General features: G+C 66.6%; 24 protein-coding genes. 11 read left to right on the top strand and 13 right to left on the bottom strand.

Annotated elements, in window-relative coordinates; genetic code table 11:
* Positions 1–335 precede the first annotated feature (335 nt).
* The gene (locus BLT81_RS13390; protein ID WP_081582930.1) at positions 336–1,571 is read left to right on the top strand and encodes a M16 family metallopeptidase; all 1,236 of its coding nucleotides are present in this window, start codon (positions 336–338) and stop codon (positions 1,569–1,571) included.
* Entirely contained in the window at positions 1,571–2,806 is a 1,236-nt protein-coding gene (locus BLT81_RS08075; protein ID WP_081582929.1) for a M16 family metallopeptidase, read from the top strand. The genes BLT81_RS13390 and BLT81_RS08075 overlap by 1 nt, the downstream gene beginning before the upstream one ends.
* Positions 2,807–3,046: 240 nt before the next feature.
* Here BLT81_RS08075 and BLT81_RS08080 read toward each other — a convergent pair.
* The 4 genes from BLT81_RS08080 to prpD form a co-directional block, all read right to left on the bottom strand.
* A protein-coding gene (locus tag BLT81_RS08080) for an IS3 family transposase (RefSeq protein WP_407918959.1) occupies positions 3,047–4,269 on the bottom strand; the annotation gives its coding sequence in 2 pieces (ribosomal slippage) (positions 3,047–3,957 and positions 3,957–4,269; 1,224 coding nt in all).
* A 588-nt stretch (positions 4,270–4,857) separates the two neighbouring features.
* Positions 4,858–6,006 (bottom strand): bifunctional 2-methylcitrate synthase/citrate synthase, encoded by a 1,149-nt coding sequence (locus tag BLT81_RS08085; protein WP_019194347.1) that lies wholly within the window; start codon positions 6,004–6,006, stop codon positions 4,858–4,860.
* Between the two features lie 41 nt (positions 6,007–6,047).
* The gene (gene prpB, locus BLT81_RS08090; RefSeq protein ID WP_019194346.1) at positions 6,048–6,971 is read right to left on the bottom strand and encodes a methylisocitrate lyase; all 924 of its coding nucleotides are present in this window, start codon (positions 6,969–6,971) and stop codon (positions 6,048–6,050) included.
* Entirely contained in the window at positions 6,971–8,482 is a 1,512-nt protein-coding gene (prpD, locus tag BLT81_RS08095; protein ID WP_019194345.1) for a 2-methylcitrate dehydratase PrpD, read from the bottom strand. The genes prpB and prpD overlap by 1 nt, the downstream gene beginning before the upstream one ends.
* Positions 8,483–8,657: 175 nt before the next feature.
* Between prpD and BLT81_RS08100 the strand changes: the two genes are divergently transcribed.
* On the top strand, positions 8,658–9,959 hold the full coding sequence (locus BLT81_RS08100; protein WP_019194344.1) for a short-chain fatty acyl-CoA regulator family protein: 1,302 nt from the start codon (positions 8,658–8,660) through the stop codon (positions 9,957–9,959).
* Here BLT81_RS08100 and BLT81_RS08105 read toward each other — a convergent pair.
* From BLT81_RS08105 to upp, 4 genes are all read right to left on the bottom strand, one after another.
* Complete coding sequence (locus BLT81_RS08105) at positions 9,956–11,362, bottom strand: NAD(P)H-quinone dehydrogenase (protein ID WP_019194343.1); 1,407 nt, start codon at positions 11,360–11,362, stop codon at positions 9,956–9,958. The genes BLT81_RS08100 and BLT81_RS08105 overlap by 4 nt on opposite strands.
* A 105-nt stretch (positions 11,363–11,467) precedes the next feature.
* Entirely contained in the window at positions 11,468–12,667 is a 1,200-nt protein-coding gene (locus BLT81_RS08110; RefSeq protein ID WP_019194342.1) for an amidohydrolase, read from the bottom strand.
* 42 nt (positions 12,668–12,709) lie between these two features.
* Positions 12,710–13,174, bottom strand: a complete 465-nt coding sequence (locus BLT81_RS08115; RefSeq protein WP_019194341.1) for a helix-turn-helix domain-containing protein — start codon at positions 13,172–13,174, stop codon at positions 12,710–12,712.
* Between the two features lie 60 nt (positions 13,175–13,234).
* The gene (gene upp, locus BLT81_RS08120) at positions 13,235–13,870 is read right to left on the bottom strand and encodes a uracil phosphoribosyltransferase (RefSeq protein WP_040421464.1); all 636 of its coding nucleotides are present in this window, start codon (positions 13,868–13,870) and stop codon (positions 13,235–13,237) included.
* A 70-nt stretch (positions 13,871–13,940) separates the two neighbouring features.
* On the opposite strand from upp, the gene BLT81_RS08125 reads away from it, so the two are divergent.
* From BLT81_RS08125 to BLT81_RS08135, 3 genes are read left to right on the top strand one after another with little or no spacing between them, the layout of a single operon-like run.
* The gene (locus BLT81_RS08125) at positions 13,941–14,249 is read left to right on the top strand and encodes a hypothetical protein (protein WP_083337260.1); all 309 of its coding nucleotides are present in this window, start codon (positions 13,941–13,943) and stop codon (positions 14,247–14,249) included.
* Positions 14,246–15,175, top strand: a complete 930-nt coding sequence (locus BLT81_RS08130; RefSeq protein WP_019194338.1) for a C40 family peptidase — start codon at positions 14,246–14,248, stop codon at positions 15,173–15,175. Before BLT81_RS08125 ends, BLT81_RS08130 begins: the two co-directional genes overlap by 4 nt.
* A 30-nt stretch (positions 15,176–15,205) precedes the next feature.
* On the top strand, positions 15,206–16,444 hold the full coding sequence (locus tag BLT81_RS08135; protein WP_019194337.1) for a hypothetical protein: 1,239 nt from the start codon (positions 15,206–15,208) through the stop codon (positions 16,442–16,444).
* A 13-nt stretch (positions 16,445–16,457) separates the two neighbouring features.
* On the opposite strand, the gene BLT81_RS08140 is transcribed toward BLT81_RS08135, so the two are convergent.
* Positions 16,458–17,189 (bottom strand): VIT1/CCC1 transporter family protein, encoded by a 732-nt coding sequence (locus BLT81_RS08140; protein WP_019194336.1) that lies wholly within the window; start codon positions 17,187–17,189, stop codon positions 16,458–16,460.
* Between the two features lie 125 nt (positions 17,190–17,314).
* Here BLT81_RS08140 and BLT81_RS08145 point away from each other — a divergent pair, with 125 nt between their 5' ends.
* The gene (locus BLT81_RS08145) at positions 17,315–18,571 is read left to right on the top strand and encodes a D-alanyl-D-alanine carboxypeptidase family protein (protein WP_407918957.1); all 1,257 of its coding nucleotides are present in this window, start codon (positions 17,315–17,317) and stop codon (positions 18,569–18,571) included.
* Here BLT81_RS08145 and BLT81_RS08150 read toward each other — a convergent pair.
* Both BLT81_RS08150 and trpS read right to left on the bottom strand, forming a co-directional pair.
* Positions 18,531–19,625: a YhjD/YihY/BrkB family envelope integrity protein gene (locus BLT81_RS08150; protein WP_019194334.1), complete on the bottom strand. Its 1,095-nt coding sequence runs from the start codon at positions 19,623–19,625 to the stop codon at positions 18,531–18,533. The two genes, BLT81_RS08145 and BLT81_RS08150, sit on opposite strands and share 41 nt — an antisense overlap.
* Before the next feature lie 68 nt (positions 19,626–19,693).
* Complete coding sequence (trpS, locus tag BLT81_RS08155; RefSeq protein ID WP_019194333.1) at positions 19,694–20,704, bottom strand: tryptophan--tRNA ligase; 1,011 nt, start codon at positions 20,702–20,704, stop codon at positions 19,694–19,696.
* Positions 20,705–20,765: 61 nt separating this feature from the next.
* Between trpS and BLT81_RS08160 the strand changes: the two genes are divergently transcribed.
* Genes BLT81_RS08160 through BLT81_RS08175 form a run of 4 tightly spaced genes read left to right on the top strand, consistent with a single transcriptional unit; the run spans position 20,766 to position 23,174 of the window.
* The gene (locus tag BLT81_RS08160; protein WP_040421458.1) at positions 20,766–21,119 is read left to right on the top strand and encodes a GntR family transcriptional regulator; all 354 of its coding nucleotides are present in this window, start codon (positions 20,766–20,768) and stop codon (positions 21,117–21,119) included.
* Positions 21,116–21,826 (top strand): ATP-binding cassette domain-containing protein, encoded by a 711-nt coding sequence (locus BLT81_RS08165; RefSeq protein WP_019194331.1) that lies wholly within the window; start codon positions 21,116–21,118, stop codon positions 21,824–21,826. Before BLT81_RS08160 ends, BLT81_RS08165 begins: the two co-directional genes overlap by 4 nt.
* 5 nt (positions 21,827–21,831) lie before the next feature.
* The gene (locus BLT81_RS08170; RefSeq protein ID WP_019194330.1) at positions 21,832–22,539 is read left to right on the top strand and encodes a hypothetical protein; all 708 of its coding nucleotides are present in this window, start codon (positions 21,832–21,834) and stop codon (positions 22,537–22,539) included.
* Positions 22,540–22,577: 38 nt separating this feature from the next.
* Positions 22,578–23,174: a hypothetical protein gene (locus BLT81_RS08175; protein WP_019194329.1), complete on the top strand. Its 597-nt coding sequence runs from the start codon at positions 22,578–22,580 to the stop codon at positions 23,172–23,174.
* On the opposite strand, the gene BLT81_RS08180 is transcribed toward BLT81_RS08175, so the two are convergent.
* Together BLT81_RS08180 and BLT81_RS08185 are read right to left on the bottom strand one after the other, a co-directional pair.
* Positions 23,171–23,983 (bottom strand): trimeric intracellular cation channel family protein, encoded by an 813-nt coding sequence (locus BLT81_RS08180; RefSeq protein WP_019194328.1) that lies wholly within the window; start codon positions 23,981–23,983, stop codon positions 23,171–23,173. The genes BLT81_RS08175 and BLT81_RS08180 overlap by 4 nt on opposite strands.
* Positions 23,980–24,897, bottom strand: coding sequence for an exodeoxyribonuclease III (locus BLT81_RS08185; RefSeq protein WP_040421455.1), 918 nt, complete (start codon positions 24,895–24,897; stop codon positions 23,980–23,982). The genes BLT81_RS08180 and BLT81_RS08185 overlap by 4 nt, the downstream gene beginning before the upstream one ends.
* Positions 24,898–25,002: the final 105 nt, after the last annotated feature.

Consider the following 25,002-nt stretch of genomic DNA (forward strand, 5'->3'; position numbering starts at 1 on the left):
GTAAGCAAGAATGTCAAAGTACATCTTCACCGCACGGTCACGGGTTTCCCGATCATAAGGGTTGATAGAAATGCGGCGACCCCCTTGGGTACAACTTGACCTCTAACAAACCCAATCCGCTCTATTGTGCTTGCCCATCAGCTTAGCCGAGATACGGCCTATGGTATACTTCAGTCCGCGTAATCGCTCGACTGGACAATTACTCCTTTATCAATGCTTCGCCGAACTTTTGGTTTGAGCACATAACACGAACAATCCTTCAAAGCATTTAGGTTTCGTGCTATGCAAGCTCAGTCTCGGACTCCACATAATCGCAACACTAGGATCCACAACAAATGTGCCAACCTCCACCACAGATTATCCTCGACAACGGGGTTCGGATCTGCACCCTTCCCGGACCAACACCAACGACCGCAGTCATCGCAGTACATGTCCGCTCCGGCTTCCGTTCTGAGCCTGAGGGACTGCCCGGTCTAGCCCATCTGTTTGAACACATGCTCTTCGCGCAAGGCACTAGTATCGCGGACGATTCCTTCCTTGCGACAGTCAGCAAGCTTGGCGGTCATGCCGCCGCGCACACGCGCCACAACTATACCGAATTTTTTGACGTAATTCCACGCCGACACCTCGGTGATGTCCTCTCCCTGGAGGGCAACCGGTTCTTGGCGGAGCCACCTAGCCCTGCTGCTATACGAAACCAACTACAAATAATCAACGCCGAAATACTTGAAGTGACCCACGGTACCGGCATCGGAGGATTTCCTTGGAGGCAACTGCCACAAGTGATGTACTCCCACTGGGCGAATGCCCATGACGGGTATGGCGACGTGGATGCCTTAGCGTGCGCCTCTATAGGCGACATTCAGGAGCACTTCTACCATTCTTACGCACCCGCCAACCTCATCGTTTCGGTGGCCGCTGATCAGCTCACTACATCAGAACTAGACACCCTTACTCAGCTTTTCGGGGGCATACAAGCACGGTCGGCACATGCACCCGCTGTCCGAACAGAACCCCGCGTGACGGCCGACCAACACAGTGAAAGCGCGCATCCGGTTTGCCCCCAGCCGACAACTGCAGTTGGACTGGCACTTCCTGACCCTGTTAAATACCCGCGACTCTACCGAGGCAGTACGGCACTGGGAACGCTGATTGGCGTACTGTCCGGTCCGAACGGACTGCGCCCCCAGACTGGATGGTTTGGTCGTCCGCTCGACACCAGTATTCCCGACGCCTGGATCATTATCGCGCCGGCCTTGGGAGACGTGCCGGGTGAAGGATTGACCGAAACCGTTCGTGCGACCCTGAGATCGTGGGCCGCAGGTGAGTTTACCGAGGATCAGTTCAGATTCTTGACGGCTCAGCTGCGCATTGACGGCCAACGCCGAGCCCAACACCCTGCCTTCGCTGCTCGCGCAACCGGAGCGAGGACCATTCTGTATAACGCACCGGAGAATGTTGTCGAGGCGGACTGTCACTACCGGGGAGTCTACCGCGAGGATCTTGTAGCAGCGGCCGACTGGTTACTAAACCAACCAGCTGCTAGTGTTACGATCCGTAAGGAACTTTGATGATCCTCCTGCCACCACATGCTAAGTTTGCAGTAGACGGGCTCGACGTCCACGTTTTCTCAACGCCACATTGCGAATTGTCTGAGGTTCGAGCGGCAATCCCACTTTTCCGAGAAACTGAAACTGACGCCGCAGCGGCGGCGATACTGGGTAACGTAGCCTTGCAGCCGACGTTGCCCTCACAGCGTTGCTATAGGGATACATTGCTCAGGAAGGGAGCTGAATTCAGCGTCTCGCTGATGTCCGACAAAGTCTTCATTAGTGGCGTTTGTCCTCGCGATAGAATTGCTGATTGCCTTTTCACCGTGTTCCAGGCCTGCTTGGACGTTCCTACTGGAGCTGAGTTCGCATACCTACTGCGCACCGCCAAAGTGCACGCCCAGATGCTGGCCGAGGTTCCAGATATAGCTTTACATACTGAAAATCTCCGTCGCCGCTGGGGTAGCCATCCTTTTGCGATGGGAATGACTACTGTAGAGGCACTACAAAAGCTAACACACTCGGATTACGCCGCCTTTGTTGCAGAACGGATTGGTGTTGCCGGCGGACAGTTCGTTATCTGCACTGATATCCCGGACCACGGGAAGTTGCTTGATGACTTTGCAGCTGAAATCGCTGACGGGATTAGAAGCCTGCCAACGCACAATCTTCACCTGGGACCGGAGATAGATATAGCGCCGGTGACGCCGGGAACTTATCAGCTTGGCCGTGCTGAACCGGAAGCTGTCGTCTCGATGCAGCTCATGATGCCGGCCGCGCCGCGCACCGCATCGGACAATGCGGCATTTCGTACGGCGTCAACTATCCTCGGTGGATATCCTAATTCACGATTACTTACTCAACTACGTGATGTTCTAGGAGTAGTTTATCAAATCTCCAGCTACACCGAAGATTATCGGGGGGCGGCCAATCTCACCATATCGCTAAAAACTCCAATTCACTTGTTTCAGGAAACGGCGGTGCGACTTGATGAAATCGTCAATGACTTTGTCAGCAATGGACCTGGCACAGGAGAATTAAATGACGCTGTCCGCTATCTTATAAACTCTACCGCTGTAAGCTGGGCTAACCCGGCGGGGTTCGGTTCTGCACAAGCGGCGCTATTGAGCACTGGCGTTACCCTAGACTACTGGGACCGACTCGCCTTTGATCTCGCTGAGCTAAACGTCGACGACGTTACGCAAGCGGCTCGACGCTATATGGGTGAGGGCGTTCGCATCCTAGGAAGCGCCTGACTTCCCTGAACTGTGTGTAGATTGCAACTTCTGGTAGGCGTTTACTACGTAGGTTGCCGATGTCAACCGCGCAGCGGCTGGGCCTAAACCTCGGTAAGTGCACATGGGGATGCAATCAAGATGCGATAGCTAGCGTGACTGATTCGGCGGTCCTGAGTGCGTTCTGGAGCAGCCTGGTTTTGGGGCCGTGTTACCTAAGCGGGGGTGTCCCCCGAGTAGTGGACACGGCGTTGGTGTCAGTTAGGCAACGAGGCCTACGGTAGCAGTCGTCGTCGCGGTCTCGAAGGCAAGGGGCGAGCTGTAGTCCAGGGCTGAGTGGCGTCGGCGAGTGTTGTAGCGTGTGACCCACCGGAAGACCTCGCGACGGCACACCTCGGCAGAGTCCCACCCACGAGCACCTTGGAGAGTTTCTCGCTTGAGGGAGGCGTTGAACGACTCGGCCATCGCATTATCCGCACTCGAGCCGATCCGGCCCATCGACTGGCGGACTCCTAGCCGCCGACAGGTGGTCTGGAAGGCTGAGGAGGTGTATTGCCGTCCGTGGTCGGAGTGGAATACGGCCCCGGCCAACGAGCCCCGCGCCCGGGCCGCGTTTTCCAGGGCGGCTTCGACGAGACTGGTGCGCATGTGGTCGGCGATCGACCAGCCGACCAGACGCCGGGAGCACACGTCGATGACGGTGGCCAGATAGAGGAATTGGCCCTGGCCGCAGGGCAGATAGGTGATGTCGCCGACGTAGACCTGGTTCGGTGCCTCAGCCCGGAACTTGCGTTTGAGGAAGTCGTCGACAACGCGTGCGCCCTGGTCCTTGACCGTGGTCTTCTTCGGTTTACGTAGGTTCACACCGACGATGTTGTGGGTGCGCCTCAGCCGTTCCACGCGTTTGTGGTTGATCGGCTGATCTGCTTTCTCATTGAGTTCGATGGTCATTCTCCTGACTCCGATGGTGCCGTCGAATTCCCGGTGGTACTCGCGCATGCGCTTAACCAGCGCCTTGTCGGCGTCTCGGCGGGCGGCGCGGGCGTCGCGTCCGGCCCGCCATCTGTAGCAGCTCGACCGGCTCAGGCCGAGTACCTTGCACAACCGCTTCACCCCGTGGGTGGTGTGGTGGTCGTCAACGAACTGGAAGCGGCTCACCAGGTCGTCTCTCCCGCGAAATAATTGGCCGCCTTGCGCAGAATGCCGAGCTCGGTCGTCAGCTTCACTGTTTCGGCTTTCAGGCGTTGGAGCTCTGACCGCAGGCGGACCAGCTCATCCTCGGGGTCCAGCCCCTGATCGGCACCAGCGGGAAACGTCGAGGGAATCTGCCCTCGGTCCCGACGGGCCTTGTGGACCCAGGTCTTCAGCGTGCCGCGGGCGATCCCGAGGTCTTCCGAGATCGAGGAATACGAGGCTCCCTCGGTGGTCTCGTAGAGCCCGACCGCGTCGGCTTTGAATTCATCGGAGTAAGTGATTTTCGGTATAGTGCCTCAGCTATCTCCGGTCCAGTCTGGACCAGTTCCAGCGTGTCCACTAAACAGGGGTCAGGCCCTGTGCGCTACAACCAGAAACGCAGACACTCATGGTGCGATTATCTCTCGCCTATCGAGTACGAAAACCGCACCTGCGGTAAACTCCCCCTGACCGCATAAGTTCAATTCCCTGTGTCCACTTTCCAGGGGTCGGGCCCCCCGGTCTTCCATGGATATCAGCCATCCATTCTTATCGGTGGACTACTTTTGGACCGTCGTAGGCGGACTACCTTTCGACCGCTGCCAACACCACGGTCATCGTATACGTTCAGTTGCGGTGACAAGTAGTACCTGCAGGAGCTATGCCTTCCCTGTCACCGAGCTGGTAGCAAAGGTGGGTACAAATCTCAGCGTGTAAAGACAGGAGTAATCGAGGCGTGGAACGTTTCCCGAATGAGGTGGTAACCCGCGGCTCCAGCCCCACTTTTGAAAAAGCCCTAGCCCTCATCGCCTGATCCTGCGCGAATGTTGGCCGGATGGGGCCGCAGGCCTAGGCGATGAGGGATAGAGCTAAAGAGGGGATCGCGCCGCGGCGCAACCCTACATCCCGGGCACGTGGCGCTCGTCCGGGCCGTTGTAGGCGGCCAGCGGGCGGATGATCGTCGGGTTGTTGTACTGCTCGATGATGTGCGCGGTCCAGCCGGTGATGCGCGCCATGACGAACAGCGGGGTGAAGAACTCGATGTCGAAGCCCAGGATGTAGTACGCCGGGCCGGCCGGGAAGTCCAAATTCGGGCGGATGTTGATCGAGGTGTTGTCGTACATGGTCTTCGCCATGATGTCGTACATCTCGACCCACTTCGCGGCGTCCTTCTCCGGGTGCTCGGAGGCCAGCTTCTTAAAGCAGGCCTCCATGGTGGGCACGCGCGAGTCGCCCTTCTTGTACACGCGGTGCCCAAAGCCCATGACAAGCTCCTTGTTCTTGAGCTTGTTCAGGGTCCACTCCTCGGTCTTCGCCGGGTCTGCGATCTCCACGAAGTTGTGCATCACGAACTCGTTGGCGCCGCCGTGCAGCGGGCCCTTGAGCGCGCCAATGGCGCCGGTGATGGCGGACCAGGCGTCGGAGTTCGTGGAGGTGATCACGCGCGCCGCGAAGGTGGAGGCGTTGAAGGAGTGCTCGGCGTAGAGGATCATCGACTTCTCAAAGGCCTCGATGTCCGAGGGGATCGACGCCGGGGAGCCCTCGCCGTCGCCGAAGACCATCCACAGGAAGTTCTCGGCGAAACCGCGTGCGGGGTCCGGCTCGATGTAGCCCTCGCCGCGACGGCGACGGATGTCGAGGGCGACGATGGTCGGCAGCTTGGTCAGGAGCGTCAGCGCGATCTCGCGGATGTGGTCGGCGTTGGGCGTGAACTTGTGCTCGTCCTGCGCGCCCAGGAAGGACACGGCGGTGCGCAGGACATCCATGGGGTGGCAATCCTGGGGCATGGACAAGATGACGTCGATAAGCGCCTGGTCGAGGCCCCTGCGGGCGCGGGCCTTGGTGTAGAACTCCTGGAGCTCCTTCTCGCTCGGCAGCTCGCCGTTCCACAGCAGCAGGGCGACTTCCTCGAAGGAGACGTTGTCTGCCAGCTCCTGGACCGGGTAGCCGCGGTAGAGCAGCGAGTTGGTTTCGGGGTTGACCTTGGACACGGCGGTGTAGTCGGCGACGACGCCGTAGAGGCCTTTGCGCACTTCTTGCTCGGTCATGGTGGATCCTTTCTGGTTTCGGGGGTCTGGTTTCGGGGTCTCTAGCGCTCGAATGTCTGGCTGTAGCTGTCCACCGAGTAGGTGAACACGGACTGGTCGAACTGGTTGTACTCGTCGTAGCGGACGAGCTCGTAGAGCCGGGAGCGGTGCTGCATCTTGTCCAGCCACGGCTCCTGCGTGCCCGTCTGCGCGATGTCGCGCAGCATCTTCTCCGTCTGCCCCATGGCGAGGCGGAACGTGGTCACCGGCCAGATGACGGCGTTGTAGCCGAGCTCCTCGAGGCGGGCGGCCGGGAGGAGGTCGGTCTTGCCAAACTCCGTCATGTTGGCCAGCAGCGGCACGTCGACGGCGGCGCGGAAGCGTTCGAAGTCCGCCTCCGAGTAGAGGGCCTCGGTGAAGATGAGGTCCGCGCCGGCGTCGGCGTAGGCCTTGGCGCGCTCGATGGCCTCGTCGATGCCCTCGATGCCGGCGGCGTCGGTGCGCGCGCAGATGACGAAGGCGTCGTCGCTGCGCTCGCGCACCGCCGCGGTGATACGCCGCAGCATCAGGTCGCGGGGGACGACCTCCTTGCCGTCGAGGTGGCCGCAGCGCTTCGGGTTGACCTGGTCTTCGAGGTGCAGCGCCGCGACGCCGGCCGCCTCGAACTCCGCGACGCTGCGGGCCGCGCTCATGGGTTCGCCGAAGCCGGTGTCGGCGTCGACAAGCACGGGCAGGCTGGTCACGCGCGCGATCTGGCGCGAGCGGGCGGCGACCTCCGTCAGGGTGGTCAGGCCGATGTCTGGAAGGCCGAGGTCGTTGGCCACGACCGCGCCGGAGACGTACACGCCCTCGAAGCCGCCGATGTCTTCGATCAGCCGCGCCACCAGCGGGGAAAACGCCCCAGGCAGCTTGGTGATCGTCGGCGCGGTGAGCGATTCGCGCAGGGCCAGCCGCCGCTCGTGCGGCGTGGCATCCGGGGTGAACATTAGAAGATACCCCCGGGGATCTCCGGCGCCTTCCCCGCCGCGTCGGCGGTGACCGTGATGTTCAGCGCGCTCAGGTCGGTGAGGTTCTCCAGGTCCTGCACGGCGGCGAGGAAGCGCTCCTGCTCCTCGGGGGCGACGATGCCCTCGGCGAGAGTGCGGAACTTGGCGATGTAGTTGTCGCGCTCGAAGGGGCGCGCGCCAAGCGGGTGGGCGTCCGCGACGGCGAGCTCATCCTCGATGACGGTGCCGTCGGCGAAGGTGATCACGGCCTTGGCGCCGAAGGCCTTCTCGTCCGGGTCGGTGGAGTGGTAGCGGCGGGTCCACTCCGGGTCTTCGACCGTGCTGATCTTGTGCCACAGCTCGACCGTGTCGGCGCGCCCGGCGCGCTCCGGGGTGTAGGAGTCCACGTGGTGCCACGTGCCGTCCTGGAGCGCGACGGCGAACATGTACATGATGGAGTGGTCGAGGGTCTCGCGCGAGGCCGTCGGGTCCATCTTCTGCGGGTCGTTGGCGCCGGTGCCGATGACGTAGTGGGTGTGGTGCGAGGTGTGCAGGACGATGGACTCGATGTCCGCGGTGTCGAGGCCGGCCTCGGCGATGGTCTGCTTCATCCGGCGCGCGAGGTCAATCGGCGCCTGCGCCTGGTACTCGGCGGAGTGCTCCTTGGTGTAGGTGTCCAGGATGGCCCGCTTGGCCTCGCCCTCGGCGGGCAGCGGCACGACGTACGTGCGCTCCGGGGAGTGCAGCAGCCAGGCGATCACGCCGTCCTCGCCCTCCCAGATCGGGGCGGGAGCGCCCTCGCCGCGCATCGCGCGGTCGACAGCTTCGATGGCCATCTTGCCGGCGAAGGCGGGCGCGGAGGCCTTCCAGGAGGAGATGAGGCCCTTGCGGGACTGGCGGGTCGCGGTGGTGGTGTGCAGCGCCTGGCCGACGGCCTGGTAGATGGTGTCCACGTCGAGCTCCAGCATGGTTCCCAGGCCCGCCGCGACGGAGGGGCCGAGGTGGGCGACGTGGTCGATCTTGAACTCGTGGAGGGAGATGCCCTTGACCAGGTTGACCTGGATTTCGTAGCCGGTGGCGATGCCACGGATGAGCGCCTTGCCGTCGAGGCCCTTGTGCTGGGCCACGGCGAGGATCGGCGGGATGTTGTCGCCGGGGTGGGAGTACTCGGCGGCGAGGAAGGTGTCGTGGAAGTCCAGCTCGCGCACGGCGGTGCCGTTGGCGAAGGCGGCCCACTCGGCGGAGTAGGCGCCGTCGACGCCGAAGACCTGGGCGCCGCCCTGCTCAACGGGGTGCGCCTGGGCCATGACGCGCGCGGTGGTGACCGGGCGGCGGGCGTAGGAGGCGACGGCGACGGAGGCGTTGTCGATGATGCGGTTGATGATCATCTCCTTGGTGTCCTCCGGCACCTCGACCGGGTCCGCCGCGACGGTGGCCACCTTGTAGGCCAGGTGTTCTTCGATGGGGAAGTCCTCGGCGGAGCGGCGGGTGCGTACTTCGTGGTTGATCATGGGCTGGTCGTTCTCCTCTCGCGAGAGTCCAAGAGTTCTATGGTGAACCTCATAGTAGGCACCCGGCTGTGGTCCACGCCATGATGCAAAACGGCGAAATTATGCAGCGGCAAACAGTACTTTTTGTAAAACTTGTAAAAGCACAGTTCATCGGGATGACGGGAGGCGCCCAGCAATGCCGAAGCACTACGCGGGGGGCAGAATCCGGACGCTGCGCCACCAGCGCGGCCTCACCCAGGTGGAGATGGCGCGGCGCGTGGGCATCTCCACCAGCTACCTCAACCAGCTCGAAAACGACCACCGCCCGCTGACGGTCTCCGTCCTCGTGCAGCTCTCCAGCGCCTTCAACCTCGACCCGACCTTTTTCTCCGGCGACGACGAGCGCCGCGCCATCACGGAGCTCGCGGGCGTTCTCCCCGGGATCCCGCACGACACGCTCAGCGAACTCGCCGCCCGCTACCCCGACGTCGCCGACGCTATCCTCGCCCTCCCCGAGGCCTTCGGCGCCGCGGAGCACAACCCCTACGTCACGGTCCGCAACTTCTTCCAGGACAACCGCAACTACTTCCACGACCTGGACATCCGCGCGGAGGAGCTCGCCAGCGGAGCGCGCGGGCGTCAGCTGCGCCTGACCCACCTCGCCGCGACCTTCGACGGCGACCTCGGCTACACTGTCCGCTTCAACCAGCCCTCGGAGGGACCCCGCTCGCTTTTCGACCCCACCAGCCGCGAGCTCCGCCTCCGCGCCGGCCTCACCGAGGCACAGCAATGCTTCGAGCTCGCCTACCACTTCGCCTCGCTCACGCACGGCTCGCTTATCGACGGCCTCCTCGACGCCCACTCCGAGTCCCACCCCGAACTCCGGCAGGCCGCCACCCGCCGCATCGCCCGCCACGGGCTGTGCCAATACTTCGCCGCCGCCGTGACCATGCCCTACGGCGAAATCCTCGAGGCCGCCGAGTCCACCCGCTACGACATTGAGGTGATCTCCGCCCGCTTTGGCACCAGCTTCGAGTCCACCTGCCAGCGCCTCGGCACGCTGCAGCGCCCCGGCGCCCGGGCGGTGCCCTTCTTCTTCATCCGCACCGACCGCGCCGGCAACATCTCGAAACGCCAGTCCACCACGTCCTTCCCCTTCGCCGTCTCGGGCGGCACGTGCCCGCTGTGGGTGGTCCATCGCGCCTTCGACACACCGAACAGGGTGACCCGGCAGGTCTCCGTCATGCCCGACGGCGGCGCCTACCTCTGGGTGGCGCGCATGGTGCAGGGCCCCACCGCCGGCTTCGGGGTGCCGCGCCAAGAAAACGCCGTCGCCCTCGGCTGCGAGCTCGACCACGCGGGCCGGCTCGTCTACGCCGACGGCCTGGACCTTTCGCCCGGCTCGGCCACGCCGATCGGCCCGGGCTGCGCCACGTGCCCCCGCACGACGTGCCCTCAGCGAGCCTTCCCCGCTTTTCGCGCGGGCGCTCCTGTTTAGTCCAGATCGGTGCTGGTGACCAGGCGGCGCGCCGCCTCCGTGATGGAGCCGGACAGCGAGGGGTAGACCGCCATGGACTCGGCGAGCTGCGACACCGTCAGGTTGTTCGTCACCGCGATGGTGATGGACAGGATGAGCTCGGAGGCGGTCGGGGCGACGATGACGCCGCCGAGGACCTGGCCGGAACCCTTGCGGGCGAAGATTTTGACAAAGCCGTGCTGCAGGGACCGCATCTTGGCGCGCGGGTTGGTGGACAGGTCCAGCTTGATCACGTCGGCGTCGACCTCGCCGCTGTTGATCTGCTTCTCGCTCACGCCCACCGCGGCGATCTCCGGGCGGGTGAACACGGCGTTGCCCACCGTCTTCAGGCGCAGCGGCTCCACGCCCTCGCCGAGGGAGTGGTGCATGGCGATGCGCCCCTGCATCGCGGCGACGGAGGCCAGCGGCATGAGGTCCGAGCAGTCTCCGGCGGCGTAGATGCCGGGCACGTTGGTGCGCGAGACGCGGTCGACGTGGATGTGGCCCGAGGGGGTGGTGGCCACCCCGGCGCCCTCCAGGTTCAGGTCGGCCGTGTTCGGGATGGAACCGATGGACATGAGCGCGTGGCTGCCCTCGATCTCCCGGCCGTCCTTGGTGCGCACGATGACGCCGTCGCCGGTGTTGACCACGGAGTCGGCGTAGGCGTCCTTGACCAGGGACACGCCGCGCCCGGCGAGGACCTCCTCGAGGACGTCCGCGGCGTCCGCGTCGTCGTGGGGCAGGATGCGGCTGCCCGAGGAGACCATGGTGACCTTGATGCCCAGCTCGGCGAAGGCGGAGACCATCTCCGCACCGGTCACGCCGGAGCCGACGACGATGAGGTGCTCGGGCTGCTCGATCAGGTCGTAGACCTGGCGCCAGTTGAGGATGCGCTGCCCGTCCGGCTCCGCACCCTTGATCACGCGGGGGTTCGCGCCGGTGCAGACGAGGACGACGTCCGCGTCGAGGCGCTCGAACTCGCCGTTGGGGTAGGTCACCTTCACGCTGTGGGTGGTGTGGCCGGTCTGCGCGGTGGAGAACGCGCCGCGGCCCTTGATGATGGTGACGCCAGCGCGCTCCAGCTGGAGGCGGATGTCGCGCGACTGCTCCGAGGCGAGCGCGACGACGCGGTTGTTCAACGCGGTAAACAGCAGCTTCGCGGTGCCAATACCGTGGTTGAGGCCCATGTCCGCGGCGCGGCGCAGGTCGGTCTTAATGTTCGCCCCGGCGATGAAGCCCTTCGAGGGCACCACGTCAAGGTTGATGCCCGAACCGCCGATCGCCCGATCCTCCACCAGGGTGACGTCCGCCCCGTACGTCGACGCGACCAGCGCCGCCTCATAGCCTGCCGGGCCACCACCGATGATGACGATCCTCTTTGACACCTAAGTTCTTCTCCTTCGCGCAGCGCAGCACAATACAACACAGCACAGCACAGCACAGCACAGCACTGTGTCACCGCGCCGTGATCGGCTGTCTTCCTTGAAAAATCACGGGCCAGTGTACAGCCCGGCCCCCTCCCCTGCGACCGCAGCAAAATACTTATCAACCAGCGAGGCGAAAAGCTTCACGCCGACGGAGATGCAGCGCTCGTCGACGTTGAGGTCCCCGCGGTGCAGGTCCTGCTTCGCGCCCTTGCCCGACCAGGCCCCCAGGCGCACCATCGCGCCCGGGACGTGCTCGAGGTACCAGGAGAAGTCTTCGCCACCGGAGGACTGCTGCGCGGAGACAACGGCGTGCGGGTCGATGGCGCGCCCGGCTTCGACGACCAGGGCGGTCGCGAGGTCGTCGTTAAGCACTGGCGGCACCCCGCGCACGTAGTCGAGCGTGAAGGTGCACCCCGTCGGCGCAATGACCTGTTCGACGAGTTCCCCGAGGAGTTCCTCGAGAAGCCGCCACGTCGCGATGTCCGTCGTGCGCACCGTGCCGCGCAGGATGCCGCGCTCCGGGATCGCGTTGGCCGCGATGCCCGCCTCGACGTTGCCGAAGACGATGACGGTGCCGGTGCGCGGGTCCACCCGGCGCGACAGCAGGGCCGGAAGCTGGGTGACCAACGCCCCGAGGGCGTAGACCACGTCCGCGGTCAGGTGGGGGCGGGAGGTGTGCCCGCCGGGGCCTTTCACCTCGATGGCCAGCGTGTCCGCCGCCGAGGTGATCGCCCCGGCGCGCACACCGACCTGGCCGACGCGCAGCGCGGGCTCGACGTGGAGGGCGTAAATCGCGGCGACGTTGGTCAGCCCGCCCCAGTCGATGACGTCGACGGCGCCGCTGCCCATCACTTCCTCGGCGGGCTGGAAGATGACGCGCACTCCGTACGGCAGCTCTACCTCCGACAAAGCGCAGGCCAGCGCGATCATGATCGTGGTGTGCACGTCGTGGCCGCAGGAGTGCGAGACCCCGGGGGTACCCGAGGCGTACTCGAGCCCCGTGAACTCGGAGACGCCGAGGGCGTCGATGTCTCCGCGGAACGCGAGGCGCTCGCCCTCCGCGGGGCCGATGTCGACGTAGAGGCCGGTGCCCGGGAAGGGCACGGGGTTCAGGCCGTGCTCGGTGAGCACGTCGCTGATGAACTGGGTGGTGGCGACCTCCTGGTTCGACAGCTCCGGGTGCGCATGGAGGTGCCTGCGCCAGCCGATGACCGTGTCGTGGTGTTCGTCGAGCCACTCGCTGACAACGTCGGCAATGCGCACAGGGTCCTCCTTCAGTGGGCGGTACTCTACCTCACCGGAAGTTTAGCAACCTGCGTTAATGGCCCCAGCTCCCCCACGGGGGTCACGGACGGAGTCGAGCATGAGCGCGAACGGCGGCCGCTCCAGCGTCGGCCCCGTCAGCAAATAGGAGGCGTCGAAGCGGGCGGTGTCCTCCGGCAGCTGCGGCCACTCGACGCGCAACGGGCTCAGCGAGACGGGCCGGTCTTGGCAGCGCGCCGCGACCGCTGCGCCCACGCCGGGTAAAAGGGCCGCGGGCGGCACGTGGAGGGCGTGGGCGATGCGGTAGAGCGTGGACAGCGTCGGGTCGGCGCTGCGGGCGCTGTTGTAGTGGTTGCGCTCGAGGTTGGAAATCAGGCTGCGCGACAGCCCCGACAATTCGGCCAAGCGGCGCTGCGTCAATCCCCGCATCCGGCGCAGCGTCTTGAGCCTCACGGCGAGCACATACCCGTAGCTCGCCCAGTACGACTCCGGCAGAACATCAGCCATTTCTCACCCCGATTGTCATGGCAGCCCCCCGCTGCCGTCCCCAATAGTGAGACCAGGGTACTACAGGTCGATGTTGCGCGGCCCGTACAACCGATCGCCCGCATCGCCCAGCCCCGGCACGATGTACGCGTCGTCGTTGAGTTCGGGGTCAATCGCAGCCGTGACCAGCCGAAGCGGCCCGCCAAGAGCTTCAAGCTTAGCGACGCCCGGCCGCGCCGACACCATACAAATACACGTGATGTCGTCCGCGCCGCGCTCGCGCAGCAGCCGGATGGAATGGACGAGGGAGCCGCCGGTGGCGAGCATCGGGTCCACGAGGAACACCGGCTGGCCGGACAGGTCCTGCGGCAGCGCCTCGAGGTACGGCACCGGCTCGTGAGTGACCTCGTCGCGGGCGAGGCCGATGAAGCCCACCTGGGCATCGGGGATCATCGACAGGGCGGGGTCGATCATACCCAGGCCAGCGCGGATGACCGGCACGATGATCGGCGGCTGGGCGAGGCGCTGCCCCTCCGCCGTGGCGACGGGGGTGACGCACTCGAAGCTTTCCACCTCGAGGCCGCGGGACGCTTCGTAGATGAGCATCGCCCCCAGGTCGGCCAGCGCCGCCCGGAAGGTGGTGGTGTCGCTGCGCGCATCGCGCATGATGCTCAGCCGCGCGGCGGCGAGCGGGTGGTTGATGACGGTGATCTCCATGCCCCTCATGCTAACGCCGGGCTGGCGCGGCGAGGGAACCTTGCGGCCCGCCGCGCCGTCCAATACGGGCATGAGGCCCACACATTCCGCTCCGCTCCCCGTCTTCCACCTCTCGCCGCCCGCCGTGTCCGCGCTCACAGGATCGTTGCGCGACGACGCCGCCCGCCTCACCCCGCTCGACCTAGCCCCGCCGCCGGCGGTGGGGCCGCTGCGCGACTTCGCGCACGCCTGCGCGGGTGCCGTGGCCAGCGTCAACGAACGCACCGTGGCGCTGCGCGGGGAAACCGAACGCCTCGCCGCGGCCATGGACGCCACGGCGGAGGCCGCGGTCGCCGTGGACGCGCGGCTCGGCCGAGCCTTGGGGGCGATGCTGCCGTGATCACGCCAGCGCAGATCGCCGCCGCCATCATCGCCCACGCCCCGGCGCCCGTCGCCGTGCCGGCTGCCGCGTCCTCGCCGCTTCTCAGCGCAGCCCGCGAGCTCGGCCCCCTTGTGGGCGCCGACCCCGCCCGAGTGCTGAGCGCCGCGGAGGCGCTCGCCGCCGACCGCGAGACCATCGCCCGCAGCAGCGCCGCCGCAGCGGTGCTCGCCGCCGAGGCGGGTGCCGACCTCGTCGCCCTGGCCGCCCGCTACCAGCAGCAGGCCGCGCCCCTGGTCGGCCTGGCGCTGACCCCGCTGAGCGCACCGGGCGCGGTCACCAGCCTCGTCGCGCTGACAGTGCGAACACTCGCGCTCGCCCACGCGCGCGTGAGCGAGCTGGAGCGCGACCTCGCGCCCCTCGCGCAGCGCCTCGCGGCGATCCCGCAACGCGCGGCCGCTGAGCCGGAGATCGCCGCGGGCCCGGCGGCGCACGAGGCGGCGCGGGATTTGCACGCGATGGCCGCCACGGATTCCGAGCCCTCGGCGTCACCCGCGTCGCCGCCCCAGGCGCCCGTCCCCGCCCCTGACGGCGGCGAGGGGTCGGCGGCGGGCCGGGCCGCGGTAGCGGCCGCGAAGTCTCAGCTAGGCACGCCCTACGCGTGGGGCGGGACCGGGCCCGGGGGCTTCGATTGCTCCGGGCTGACGTCGTGGGCGTACCGGCAGGCGGGCGTCGAGCTACCGCGGATGGCCCACGAGCAGGCCGTCGGACGGCAGGTGACCTACCAGGAGCTGCAGCCGGGCGATTTGGCCGTGTGGGACGGGCACGTGGCCATGTACGCCGGCGACGGCATGTACATCGAGGCGGGCGACCCGGTGCAGATGAACCCGGTGCGCACCGAAAACATCGGGATGGGCTTCCGCGGCTTCTGGCGGCCTACCGGCTAAGCCGCAGAGCGTTCAGTAAAGTTACCTGGCATGAGCACCCGCGCGATTCTCCCCGTCAAGATCTCCCTGACCAAGGGCGATGTCTACACCCTCTGGGCCCCGGCCTGGAAGGAGCACGGCACCGAGTGGCAGGCTTTCCTCGGCGACGGGGACGCTGTCTTGGGTTTCTCCTCCCCGGCGGCGCTTCTGGCCTACCTGGAGTCGACCCCCCGCCACGACCTGAGCGATCACCCCGCGTGGGAGGCCTTTCAGGCCTCCGGCGACGACCGGGTCGTGCCCGCGGAGGGGCACTACTACGACATCGTCGGCGCTCCGGATTTCCTCGCCGACCGCCCCTCGTACGCCAACGTCACCTCGCTTGGGCGCGTGTTCCAGCTCGCCCGCTCGCTGGCCGACGTCACCAGCGCCGAACATGCCCAGATCTTTTTTGCCTCGCACTCGATCCTCGGCAATGTCTCCCGCGGGCACGAGCACTACTCGGGCCCGAACGGCGCCAGCGAGTGGACCGGCGTCGGCCGTGTCGTGCTGACCAACTGGGAAAACGTCGTGCACTCCCTCGACGAGGTGGTCCAGGACGCGGATGAGTCCGTCTTCGGCGAGGCCGTGCTGAGCGACGCCGCCGCGCGCATCGACGCTGCGCAGCAGCGGCGCGAGGAGCAGCTGCGCACGGCCGAGAAGGAGAAGAAGGCCGCCGCGGAGGCCGCCGACCCCTACGACACGTCAATCTGGTCGCAGGCGGGCATCGACCCGGTGCGCATCAGCGTCCAAGGCAAAAGCGTGTACACGCTGCGCACCTACATCGACGCAGCCCCGGTGTTTTTGGGTAAGTACGGCGAGATCACCACCTTCCCCACCCCGAAGCACCTCACCCGCTGGATCGTCGAACACGACGACCACGACCTCGCCAGCGCCTCCACCTGGCCCGAGCTCACCACCGCCGCCAACTCCGGGGAACTGGAGGTCGTGGTTCACCCCGATAACGCCTACTCCTTCACCGGCATCGCCGAGGACATTGCGAAGGGCCCCGACGCCGTGGACACCGCTCAGATGGGCAAGGCCTACGAGCTTCTCGCGGACGCGGCGGACTGGGCGAAGGACGACTCGCTCAACGCTTTCCTGCTGTCGAACCCGCGCATGCAGGACTACTTGGCCTACATGCTCGGTTCCACCGAGACCGCGGGCTACGTCCCCTCCGCTCCCTTCGACGACAAGGTCGAGGCGTGGCGGGAGCTGGAGAACCAGCTGGTGAAGCGCTTCTCCAAGTTCTAAGCCGCCGCCGACGCTACAGCGCCGTGCTGCCGAAAAGGTTGCCCACGCCGTAGGTCGCGGCGAGGCCCAGCGCGCCGCCCACGACGAGGCGCAGGACGGCCCGCTTCGGGTCGGCGTCGCCGATTTTCGCGGAGATCGCGCCGGTGATCGCCAGCGCGACGAGCGTGACCACGAAGGTCACCGCCACGCGCGCAGACTCCGGGGGCAAAAGCACGGCAGCCAGCGGCAGCATCGCGCCGAGGAAGAAGCTTACGAACGAGGCGATCGCCGCGCTCCAGGGGCTGACAATGTCTTCCTCGTCAATGCCGTAGTGCAGTTCTAGGTGCGCCTTGAGCGGGTCAATAGCCGAGCGCTCCTGCGCCACCTTGGTGGCGGTCTCCTCGCTGAGCCCGTCGCGCATGTAGCCCCGGACAAGGTGGGCAAACTCCCCCTCGGGGTCTTGGGCCTGCAGCGCGGTCTCCTTGGCCACGTACGCGCGCTCGCTGTCGCGTTGGGAGGAGACGGAGACGTACTCCCCCAGCGCCATAGACACCGCGCCGCCGACGACGGCGGCGATGCCTGCCGTGGCAATCGCCGCGACGCTCGATGTCGCGCCGGCCACGCCGAGCACGACCGCGGCGGTGGATACGATTCCATCGTTTGCGCCAAGGACCGCGGCGCGAAGTTTGTTGAGTTTTTCGTTGAGGCCCACGCGGGCGAGGTCAGTGCCAGTGCCAGTGCCAGTGCCAGTGTCAGTTGCTGTCATACGTCAAGTTGTAGCCCCTCCCATCCTCCCTGCGCAACGAAGGAAAGGCTACGTTATTGCAGGTCAGAGGCTTTTTAGGGGAGGCAAACGCAACGTCGGGGCGGGTGCGCGTAAACTTTCGCCCCGTGCTCATACCCGTACGCGCCGGTTGCATCCTCGCCCTTTCCTTCGCGTGCGCGCTCGCGCCCACCGCGGTAGCCAGCGCGGACGAGCACGCGCCGGACACGCGGGGCCACTACGAGGACGGCGTGTTTATCCCCGGCACGCGCGAAGAAGCCCCCAACACGGACGGCTGCCCCCAGGCGACGCGCCCACCCGAGCCGGTCTCCACCTCCGAGGCGTCCGTCGCCGGCCCCAGCCCGACCCCGCCGCCCGTGGCCTACACCGGCCCCTGCGGCATCACCGCCCCGCCGGGCTTTACTATCGACGCCTCCGTCCTCGCCTCGGCTTGGCTGATCGCGGACCTGGACACGGGCGAGATCATCGCCATGAAGGATCCCCACGGGCGCTACCGGCCGGCGTCGATCATCAAGGTGCTCCTCGCCCTTGTCGCCATCGACGAGCTCCCGCTGGACCGTGTGGTCACCGCGAGCCCGGAGTCGGCCGGGCAGGAAGGCTCGCGTGTCGGCCTCGTCGAGGGCGGCAGCTACAGCGTCAACGACTTACTCCATGGCCTGCTGCTCGCCTCCGGCAACGACGCGGCGCACGCGCTCGCTCAGGAGCTCGGCGGCGACGAGGAGACGCTGGCAAAGGTGAACGCGCTGGCGCGGCGGCTCGGCATGGACGACACGTACGTGGCGTCCTACTCCGGTCTCGACGCCCCGGGGATGTCCTCCTCCGCTTTCGACCTCGGGCTGGCGTACCGCGAGGCTTTTGCCCACCCGGTTTTCGCGGACATCGTGGACACAGTGTTTTACGACTTCCCCGGGCACGAGGACCTTCCCGGGTTCGAGGTGTGGAACGACAACGCGCTCTACCACGAGGACCCCGACGGCATCGGCGGCAAGACCGGGTACACCGACGACGCGAACCACACGTTCGTGGGCGCGGTCAACCACGAGGGGCAGCGCCTCGTGGCCGTGCTGCTGGACACGACCGCGGACAAGGCGCGGCCCTGGGAGCAGGCTCAGCACCTGCTCCACGAGTCGTACGCGTTCCGCGGACACGCGGGGGTCGCGCGGCTTGAGCCTCGCGCCGCGGCGGAGCCGACGCCCGCCCCGCGGCCCGCCACTCCGCAGGCTCAGCAACCACCCGAACAGGCCACCGTGGAGCGGAGCGCGCCGTGGCGCTCGCTGCTCATCGTGGCAGGAGTCGTGGTCCTTGCGGCGGTGGGCGTGGCGCTTAGTCTCGGGTCACAAGCGAAATCAGGCCGACGCCGATAGCGCCCACCGCCGCACCAACACCGAGGAGCGCCCCGTTGCGGTTCTGCTTACCCAGGCCTTGGCTCGCGGCCGCTGCCCGCACGTTGATCACGGCCGGCTCGGGCACGTCCGCCGGCTCCACGGCGAGGGACTCCGGCGTCGTGGCGGTCCAGGCAGAGACGTAGAGCACCACGCGCCAGACCAGGTAGAGCACGACCATCAGGGCGATGATCGGGCCGAAGATTGCGCCGGCCGGGTTGTTCGCCGCTGAGCTGACGATGAGGGTGGCAAACTGCTTAATCAGCTCGAAGGCCAGCGCGCCGATGAGCGCGCCCTGCAGGCCGGACTTACGGGGCACCGAGGTGCGCGGCATGAAGATGATCAGCCAGCACATGACGAGGAAGTTAGCGACGAGACCGACGCCGAAGCCGACCAACCACACGACAAAGCGCGCCCCTGGGAAGTCGCCAACACCCAGCCAGTCCATGAGGTCGGACGTGAAGCGCGAGGCGCCAACACCCGTCACCGTGAAGGCGAGCACCAGCAGTGCGATAAGCACGAGCAGCGCCACCAGGTCGCCGAGCTTCTTCACCACGAAATTCCCGCCCTCGTTGCCGGGGATCTTCCACATGGCGGAGATGCCAATGCGCAGGTGATTCATCCAGCTCAGGCCCGACCACAGGGTGGTCAGCAAACCAATGCCGGCCACCGCGCCGCGCTGGTCAATAGCGGATTCGACGAGGCCCGCCATCATCTCACCGACGTCGCCCTCCGCCGATTCGAGGATGCGCTGTTGCACCTGCTCCAGGATGTCGGGGCGCGCCGCGAGGAAGAAACCAAGGCCGGCGAAAATCAGCATCGTGAGCGGGAAAATTGCCAGGACGGAGAAGTACGTAATACCCGCAGCGAGCTGGTTGCCGCCCTGGGCGCCGAATCGCTCGTTCATCCGCAAAAGGTGTGCTACGGGCGGCACGCGCTGAGCAACGTCACTGTCGCTCGCGTTCTCCGGCTTGCGGGAGCGTTCGATGCCCTGCTCGTCCGTGTACGCCCCATGGGGCGAGGTCGCGGTTGCCATGGTGGTCCTTCCTCAACTATGTGTCTAACAGCACCTCATCGTAGAGGAACTTCTGCGCAGGGCGGAGACTAGCGCCGCGGCGCCAGGAAGCCCACCTTCTCGTACACGCGTTCAAGAAGCGGCGCCGCGATCTCTCGGGCGCGCTCCGCGCCGGCCGAGAGGATCGACTCGAGCTCGCCGGGGTCGGCCATCAGGGCGTCGTAACGCGAGCGAAGCGGGGTGGTGAACGCCTCGAGGGCCTCGGCCGTGTCGGTCTTCAGTGCGCCGTAGCCGTGGCCCTCGTAGCGGGCCACGAGGGCGTCGATAGGCGTGCCTGTCAGCGCGGACTGGATGACGAGCAGGTTGGACACGCCGGGCTTCGTCTCCTTGTCGTAGGCGACGACGCCGTCGTTGTCCGTGACGGCGGACTTGATGCGCTTGGCGGAGGTCTTCGGGTCGTCGAGAAGATTGATGATGCCCTTCGGGTTTGACCCCGACTTGCTCATCTTTGCGGTGGGTTCCTGCAGGTCCTGAATCTTCGCCGCGCCCTCCGGGATGAAGCCCTCGGGCACGACGAAGGTCTCGCCGAACCGCGAGTTGAAGCGAGCCGCCAGCGTGCGGGTCAGCTCGAGGTGCTGGCGCTGGTCCTCCCCCACCGGGACGAGGTGCGGCGAGTACAGCAAGATATCGGCGGCCATGAGCATGGGGTAGGTGAACAGGCCGACGGTGGTGCGGTCCTGGCCCTGCTTGGCGGACTTGTCCTTGAACTGGGTCATGCGGGAGGCCTCGCCAAAACCCGTGATGCACTGCAGGACCCACGTCAGCTCGGCGTGCTCGGGCACGTGGGACTGAACAAAGAGCGTCGACTTCGCCGGATCAATGCCCAGCGCGATGAGCTGGGCGCAGCCCTTCAGCGTGCGCTCGCGCAACTCCGTCGGATCCTGCTCCACGGTGATCGCGTGCAGGTCAGGAATGAAATAGAAGGCCTCGTAGCGGTCCTGCAGGTCGATCCACTGCTTGAGGGCGCCGAGGTAGTTGCCCAGGTGGTACGAGTCCGCGGTGGGCTGGATTCCGGAGAGAACACGCTGCTTGTCAGTCATGTCTGCCCATTCTAAACGCACCCCCTTGCGGCCCGAAGGTCCTAGTTGTATGGTTAACCACATGAGTGGTAAACCCATATACATGCAGATCGCGGACGAGCTTCGCGACTTCATCGCCGCGGGCCGCCTCGCCCCTGGTGACCGCGTCCCCTCCACCAACGAGTTGTCCCACTACCACTCCGTCAACCCCACCACCTCGGCCAAGGCGCTCACCTCGCTTTTCGACGAAGGCCTCCTGGAAAAGCGCCGCGGCCTCGGCATGTTCGTGCTCCCCACCGCCCGCGAGCAGGTGTTGTCCACCCGGCGCGCCGCGTTCACCGCCGACTTCCTCCGACCCCTGCTCCGCGAGGCGGACAAGCTGGGCATCTCCCCCGCCGAGTTGAGCGCAATGATCGACAAGGAGCGAAACCGATGACCCCTGATCACTCCCCTGACCACTCCCCCGGCTTCTACGGCCTCGTCGGCCCCAACGCCGCGGGCAAGACCCACTACCTGCGCTCTCTGTTCGGCCCCGGCGCGGCGCTCGTGCCCGCGGCCGCCGATGCCCTCTTCGTCGGCCGCACCGTCCGCGACCACCTCGCCTGGGCCGCCGAAGCCAAGCCGCTGGACGAGATCTCCCTGGACATTTCCGAAAGCTCACACCTCAACTCACTCTCCGTCGGCCAGCGCCGCGAGCTCACCTTCGCCGTCGCCCTCGCCGCGAACGAGCCGATTTTGCTTCTCGACGAACCCTTTGACGGCTTGGACATCAACACCCGCATCCGACTGCGCGCGCGGCTGATCGACTACATCGCCGCCGACCCGGGCCGCACCGTCATCATGGCCTCGCACCGCGCGGAAGACCTCGCAGGGCTGGCCGAGCACGTCATCCAGGTCTTCGGTCGCGAGGTCTCCGACCCCGTGGCGCTCGACGAGGCCCGCACCCGCTTCCCCGTCCTCAGCGGCGACGGGGGCGACCCAGGGCAGCTGCTCGCGGGCCTGGACGTCGTCAGTGTCTCCACCCTCGGCCCCGCGTGGCGGGCGCAGCTCGCGCAGCCGCTCGACCGCGACGTCCCCGGCGCCACTGTGGACTACCCCGACGACGCCGCGCTCATCGATCTGCTCGCATCCCGAAAGGCCTGACCGACATGAAGCTCTTCCTCAGCCCCCACAAGTTCTTCGTCCCCGTGGCGCTGGTCGCCCTCATCGCCCTGGCCGGGGCGGGCGGCCGCTTCGCCGTCGGGTCCGGCACCGGTTGGACGATCCTCGCCGGGGCCCTGTTCCTCGCCCTGAACGCCTCGTTAGCCGCCAACTGGCCCGCTCTGGACCAGCTCGGCGCCGGCTACGGGCGCTTTGTGCGCGGAGGCGCGGCGTTCACTCTCCTAGGTTCCGCCGCGCTCTCCGCCGCGATCTCGGCCGGGGCGCACGCGAAGCTGGCGGACAACCCCTGGTACTCCCTGTACGATCTCTTCCTGGTCACGCGAGGCCCGGCACCCTTCGTTGACACCAACGGCGAGCCCTATGTTGTCGAGGGCGCAGGGCACTCCCCGGCGACAGTCCTGCTGACCCTGGCGCTCGCTTTTGCCCTCTTCGCCGTCGCCGGGCTAACGGGCGTGGCCGCCGGGCTGGCCTGGAAGAACCGCGCCTCGGCCACCATTCTTGTGGGCAGCGCGTGCCTCGCGGGGCTTGGGGCGGGCGTCCTCCTCGCCGCCACGACCACAACCAGGACGGTGGCCGGGGACCTGGTGGCGTACGCTCCCGACTATTCGACGCCTGGGGCGGTCGGCATCGTCCTGGCTGCGCTGGCGCTGGGCTCGGCGTGGGTGCTCGCCCGCACCCCGCGAAGCAACAGGTAGTCTGGCGCGCGGCAGACTGATCCTCCGGGAGGACAACCATGGACGCACGCTTCCTGCTCCCCGCCCTCGCCGCGGCGTTGTGCGCTGCCGCGGGACGCGTCGTGCCCGTGGCCACCGCCACGATGTGGAGCGCGCTCGCCTGGCTGCTTGTCGCGGCCGCAGCTTTTTCGGCGGGTCGCGCTGTATCCGGTTTTGCCGCTGCGGCGCTCACGGCCGTGGCCGCCACCGGCGCCGCAGTGGCCCGGGTATACCGCGACCCCGACTACTCCTTCTTCGAGGACGCCTTCCTCGCCCCGCTCGATGGGGGTCCGCTACAGGGCGCCCAGGGCGTTCCCTATGTCTCCGCCGGGCCGGCCATCTCACCCGCCGAGCTCGGGGCGGTGGCGGCGCTCAACCTCGCGTTCTACTGCCTCGCGGCGCTGGCCGGGCTTGCCTTTGCCCGCGCCGACGCACGCTCCCGTCGTGTGCTCGGTGCGTCCGCGGCGGCCGCCGCGCTCGTTTCCCTGAGCGCCTGGGCGGGGCTGGCGCGGGTCGGACCCATCTCCACGCCCTGGATCCCCGCCCTCGCGTTCGGGGCGGGCGGCCTCGTCCTGCTGGTGGCCTGCCTCAGGTCGTTGAACCGGTCGTCCGGCTAGAGCTCCCCGTCGGTGCGCTTCGGGCGCTTCGGGCGCTTCTGGCGTCGGCCGCGGTTGTGGGGCCCGCTGTTGCGCATGCGGCGCAGGCCGCGGTAGGCCTGGCGCGCCCCGGGGATGAACCGCCCGTTGCTGTAGAGGAAGTGATACATCTCCTCGCGGGCGGTGCGGTCTTTGATTTCTTCCTCGTCGTAGTTGTAGACCGGCAGGCCCCACCCGTATTTCACGGACAGCAGGCGCAACGAGAGCACGACGGTGAGGGTGGTGATGACGACGGCCCAGGTGGGAGCGTTGAGCATCATGAGGAGCCACCACACGGCGGTGCCGATGACGGCTGTGGCGGCGTACATCTCTTTGCGGAACACGAGGGGGACGCGCCCGGAGAGGACGTCGCGCATGACGCCGCCGCAGACGCCGGTGGTGACGGCGCCGACGCAGCAAAGGATGAAGCCGTAGCCCTGCTGCAGGGCGACCTGGATGCCGAGGACGACGAACGTCGCGAGGCCGATGGCGTCGGCGATGAGGAAGTAGCGGCGCAGGTGGTACATCAGCCAGCTGATGCGCACCGTGACTACCGAGGCCACGACCACCACGATCAGGTATTCCGGGTGTTCGACCCAGGTGAGCGGGTGCGCGTCGAGGAGGACGTCGCGCACTGTGCCGCCGCCGAGGGCGGTGAGCGCCCCGAGGGTGATCACGCCGAACAGGTCCATGCGCATGCGCCCGGCGGAGACGGCCGCGGTCATCGCCTCAGCGGTGATGCCGATGAGGTAGAGGATCGCGAGGAGCGCGTCGATGTTGTTGTCTGTCATGACCGGTAGGTGACGATTAGCGGCGAGTGGTCCGACCAGCGCTCTTCGACGCTGGGGGCCTTGTCCACCCAGCTGCGCTCGGCGCGCTCGAGCATGGCCGCGGTGGCCGCCTGGTAGTCGATGCGCCACCCGGCGTTGTTGTTGAAGGCTTGCCCGCGGTAGGTCCACCACGTGTAGGGCGCGTCCTCGGGGTTCAGGCGCCGCGCCACGTCGAACCACGCGGGTGTCGCCGCCGCTTCTCGACGCCCCTCCGACGCGTACTCCACAGCCCCAGCCCACTGGGCCGGCTGCTTCGCGTCGAGGTCCTGGGCCTCGTCGTCGGGGAAGGCGCCGAAGACGGCGTCCATGAACGCGCGCTCGTCGGGGAGAAAGCCCGACTTGGTGCGGTTGCTGCGCCAGTTCTTCAGGTCTTCGCGCCGGTGGCAGATGTTCCAGTCGCCGCCGATGACCATGTTCTCGTACTGCACGGCCCAGTTGGCGAGCAGGGGTTCGAAGGCGTCGAGGAAGGCGTACTTCTCGTCCTGCTTCGCGGTGCCGGCGGAGCCGGACGGTAGGTAGAGGGAGGCGACCCGTGTGCCGTCGTCAAGCGAGCCCGCGATGAAGCGGCCGGCATCCTCGAAGCCGGGGACGCCCACTTCGACGTCGGAAAGCGGGGTGCGGCTTAGGATGCCGACTCCCGCGCGGCCCTTCGCTCCCGGCGACTCGGCGGGGGCGACGGCGAGGTGCCACCCCTCGTCGAGCGCGGGCTGGAGGCTGGCTGCGGCCTGCTCGGCGGAGGCGCGGACCTCTTGGAGGAGCACGACGTCGGCCGGCGTCTGCCCCAGCCATGCGAGCATCCCCTGGTTGTCCTCGTGACGGACCTTGGTGGCCGCGCGGATGCCGTTGACGTTGACGGACGCGATGCTAAGGCTCATGCGCAACAGACTACAACGCGCCCAAGACGGCGGCGGGTGCGCCTTCACGTTACGCCCATGAAAGAGATAGGTATCCTGTGCAACAGAATTGTCACGCGATAATTA

The sequence above is a fragment of the Corynebacterium timonense genome (assembly GCF_900105305.1).
Classification (GTDB): domain Bacteria; phylum Actinomycetota; class Actinomycetes; order Mycobacteriales; family Mycobacteriaceae; genus Corynebacterium; species Corynebacterium timonense.

Excerpts from the sequence above, each read along its gene's own strand:
- BLT81_RS08185 (WP_040421455.1), bottom strand. The coding sequence starts at position 24,897 with ATGAGCCTTAGCATCGCGTCCGTCAACGTCAACGGCATCCGCGCGGCC.
- prpB (WP_019194346.1), bottom strand. The coding sequence starts at position 6,971 with ATGTTCACCCCGGATGCCACGCCGCACGAGCGGCGGCTGGCCCTGCGC.
- BLT81_RS08175 (WP_019194329.1), top strand. The coding sequence starts at position 22,578 with ATGGACGCACGCTTCCTGCTCCCCGCCCTCGCCGCGGCGTTGTGCGCT.
- BLT81_RS08115 (WP_019194341.1), bottom strand. The coding sequence starts at position 13,174 with ATGGCTGATGTTCTGCCGGAGTCGTACTGGGCGAGCTACGGGTATGTG.
- BLT81_RS08135 (WP_019194337.1), top strand. The coding sequence starts at position 15,206 with ATGAGCACCCGCGCGATTCTCCCCGTCAAGATCTCCCTGACCAAGGGC.
- trpS (WP_019194333.1), bottom strand. The coding sequence starts at position 20,704 with ATGACTGACAAGCAGCGTGTTCTCTCCGGAATCCAGCCCACCGCGGAC.
- upp (WP_040421464.1), bottom strand. The coding sequence starts at position 13,870 with ATGGAGATCACCGTCATCAACCACCCGCTCGCCGCCGCGCGGCTGAGC.
- BLT81_RS13390 (WP_081582930.1), top strand. The coding sequence starts at position 336 with ATGTGCCAACCTCCACCACAGATTATCCTCGACAACGGGGTTCGGATC.
- BLT81_RS08160 (WP_040421458.1), top strand. The coding sequence starts at position 20,766 with ATGAGTGGTAAACCCATATACATGCAGATCGCGGACGAGCTTCGCGAC.
- BLT81_RS08140 (WP_019194336.1), bottom strand. The coding sequence starts at position 17,189 with ATGACAGCAACTGACACTGGCACTGGCACTGGCACTGGCACTGACCTC.
- BLT81_RS08100 (WP_019194344.1), top strand. The coding sequence starts at position 8,658 with ATGCCGAAGCACTACGCGGGGGGCAGAATCCGGACGCTGCGCCACCAG.
- BLT81_RS08085 (WP_019194347.1), bottom strand. The coding sequence starts at position 6,006 with ATGACCGAGCAAGAAGTGCGCAAAGGCCTCTACGGCGTCGTCGCCGAC.
- BLT81_RS08165 (WP_019194331.1), top strand. The coding sequence starts at position 21,116 with ATGACCCCTGATCACTCCCCTGACCACTCCCCCGGCTTCTACGGCCTC.
- prpD (WP_019194345.1), bottom strand. The coding sequence starts at position 8,482 with ATGATCAACCACGAAGTACGCACCCGCCGCTCCGCCGAGGACTTCCCC.
- BLT81_RS08180 (WP_019194328.1), bottom strand. The coding sequence starts at position 23,983 with ATGACAGACAACAACATCGACGCGCTCCTCGCGATCCTCTACCTCATC.
- BLT81_RS08170 (WP_019194330.1), top strand. The coding sequence starts at position 21,832 with ATGAAGCTCTTCCTCAGCCCCCACAAGTTCTTCGTCCCCGTGGCGCTG.
- BLT81_RS08125 (WP_083337260.1), top strand. The coding sequence starts at position 13,941 with ATGAGGCCCACACATTCCGCTCCGCTCCCCGTCTTCCACCTCTCGCCG.
- BLT81_RS08075 (WP_081582929.1), top strand. The coding sequence starts at position 1,571 with ATGATCCTCCTGCCACCACATGCTAAGTTTGCAGTAGACGGGCTCGAC.
- BLT81_RS08150 (WP_019194334.1), bottom strand. The coding sequence starts at position 19,625 with ATGGCAACCGCGACCTCGCCCCATGGGGCGTACACGGACGAGCAGGGC.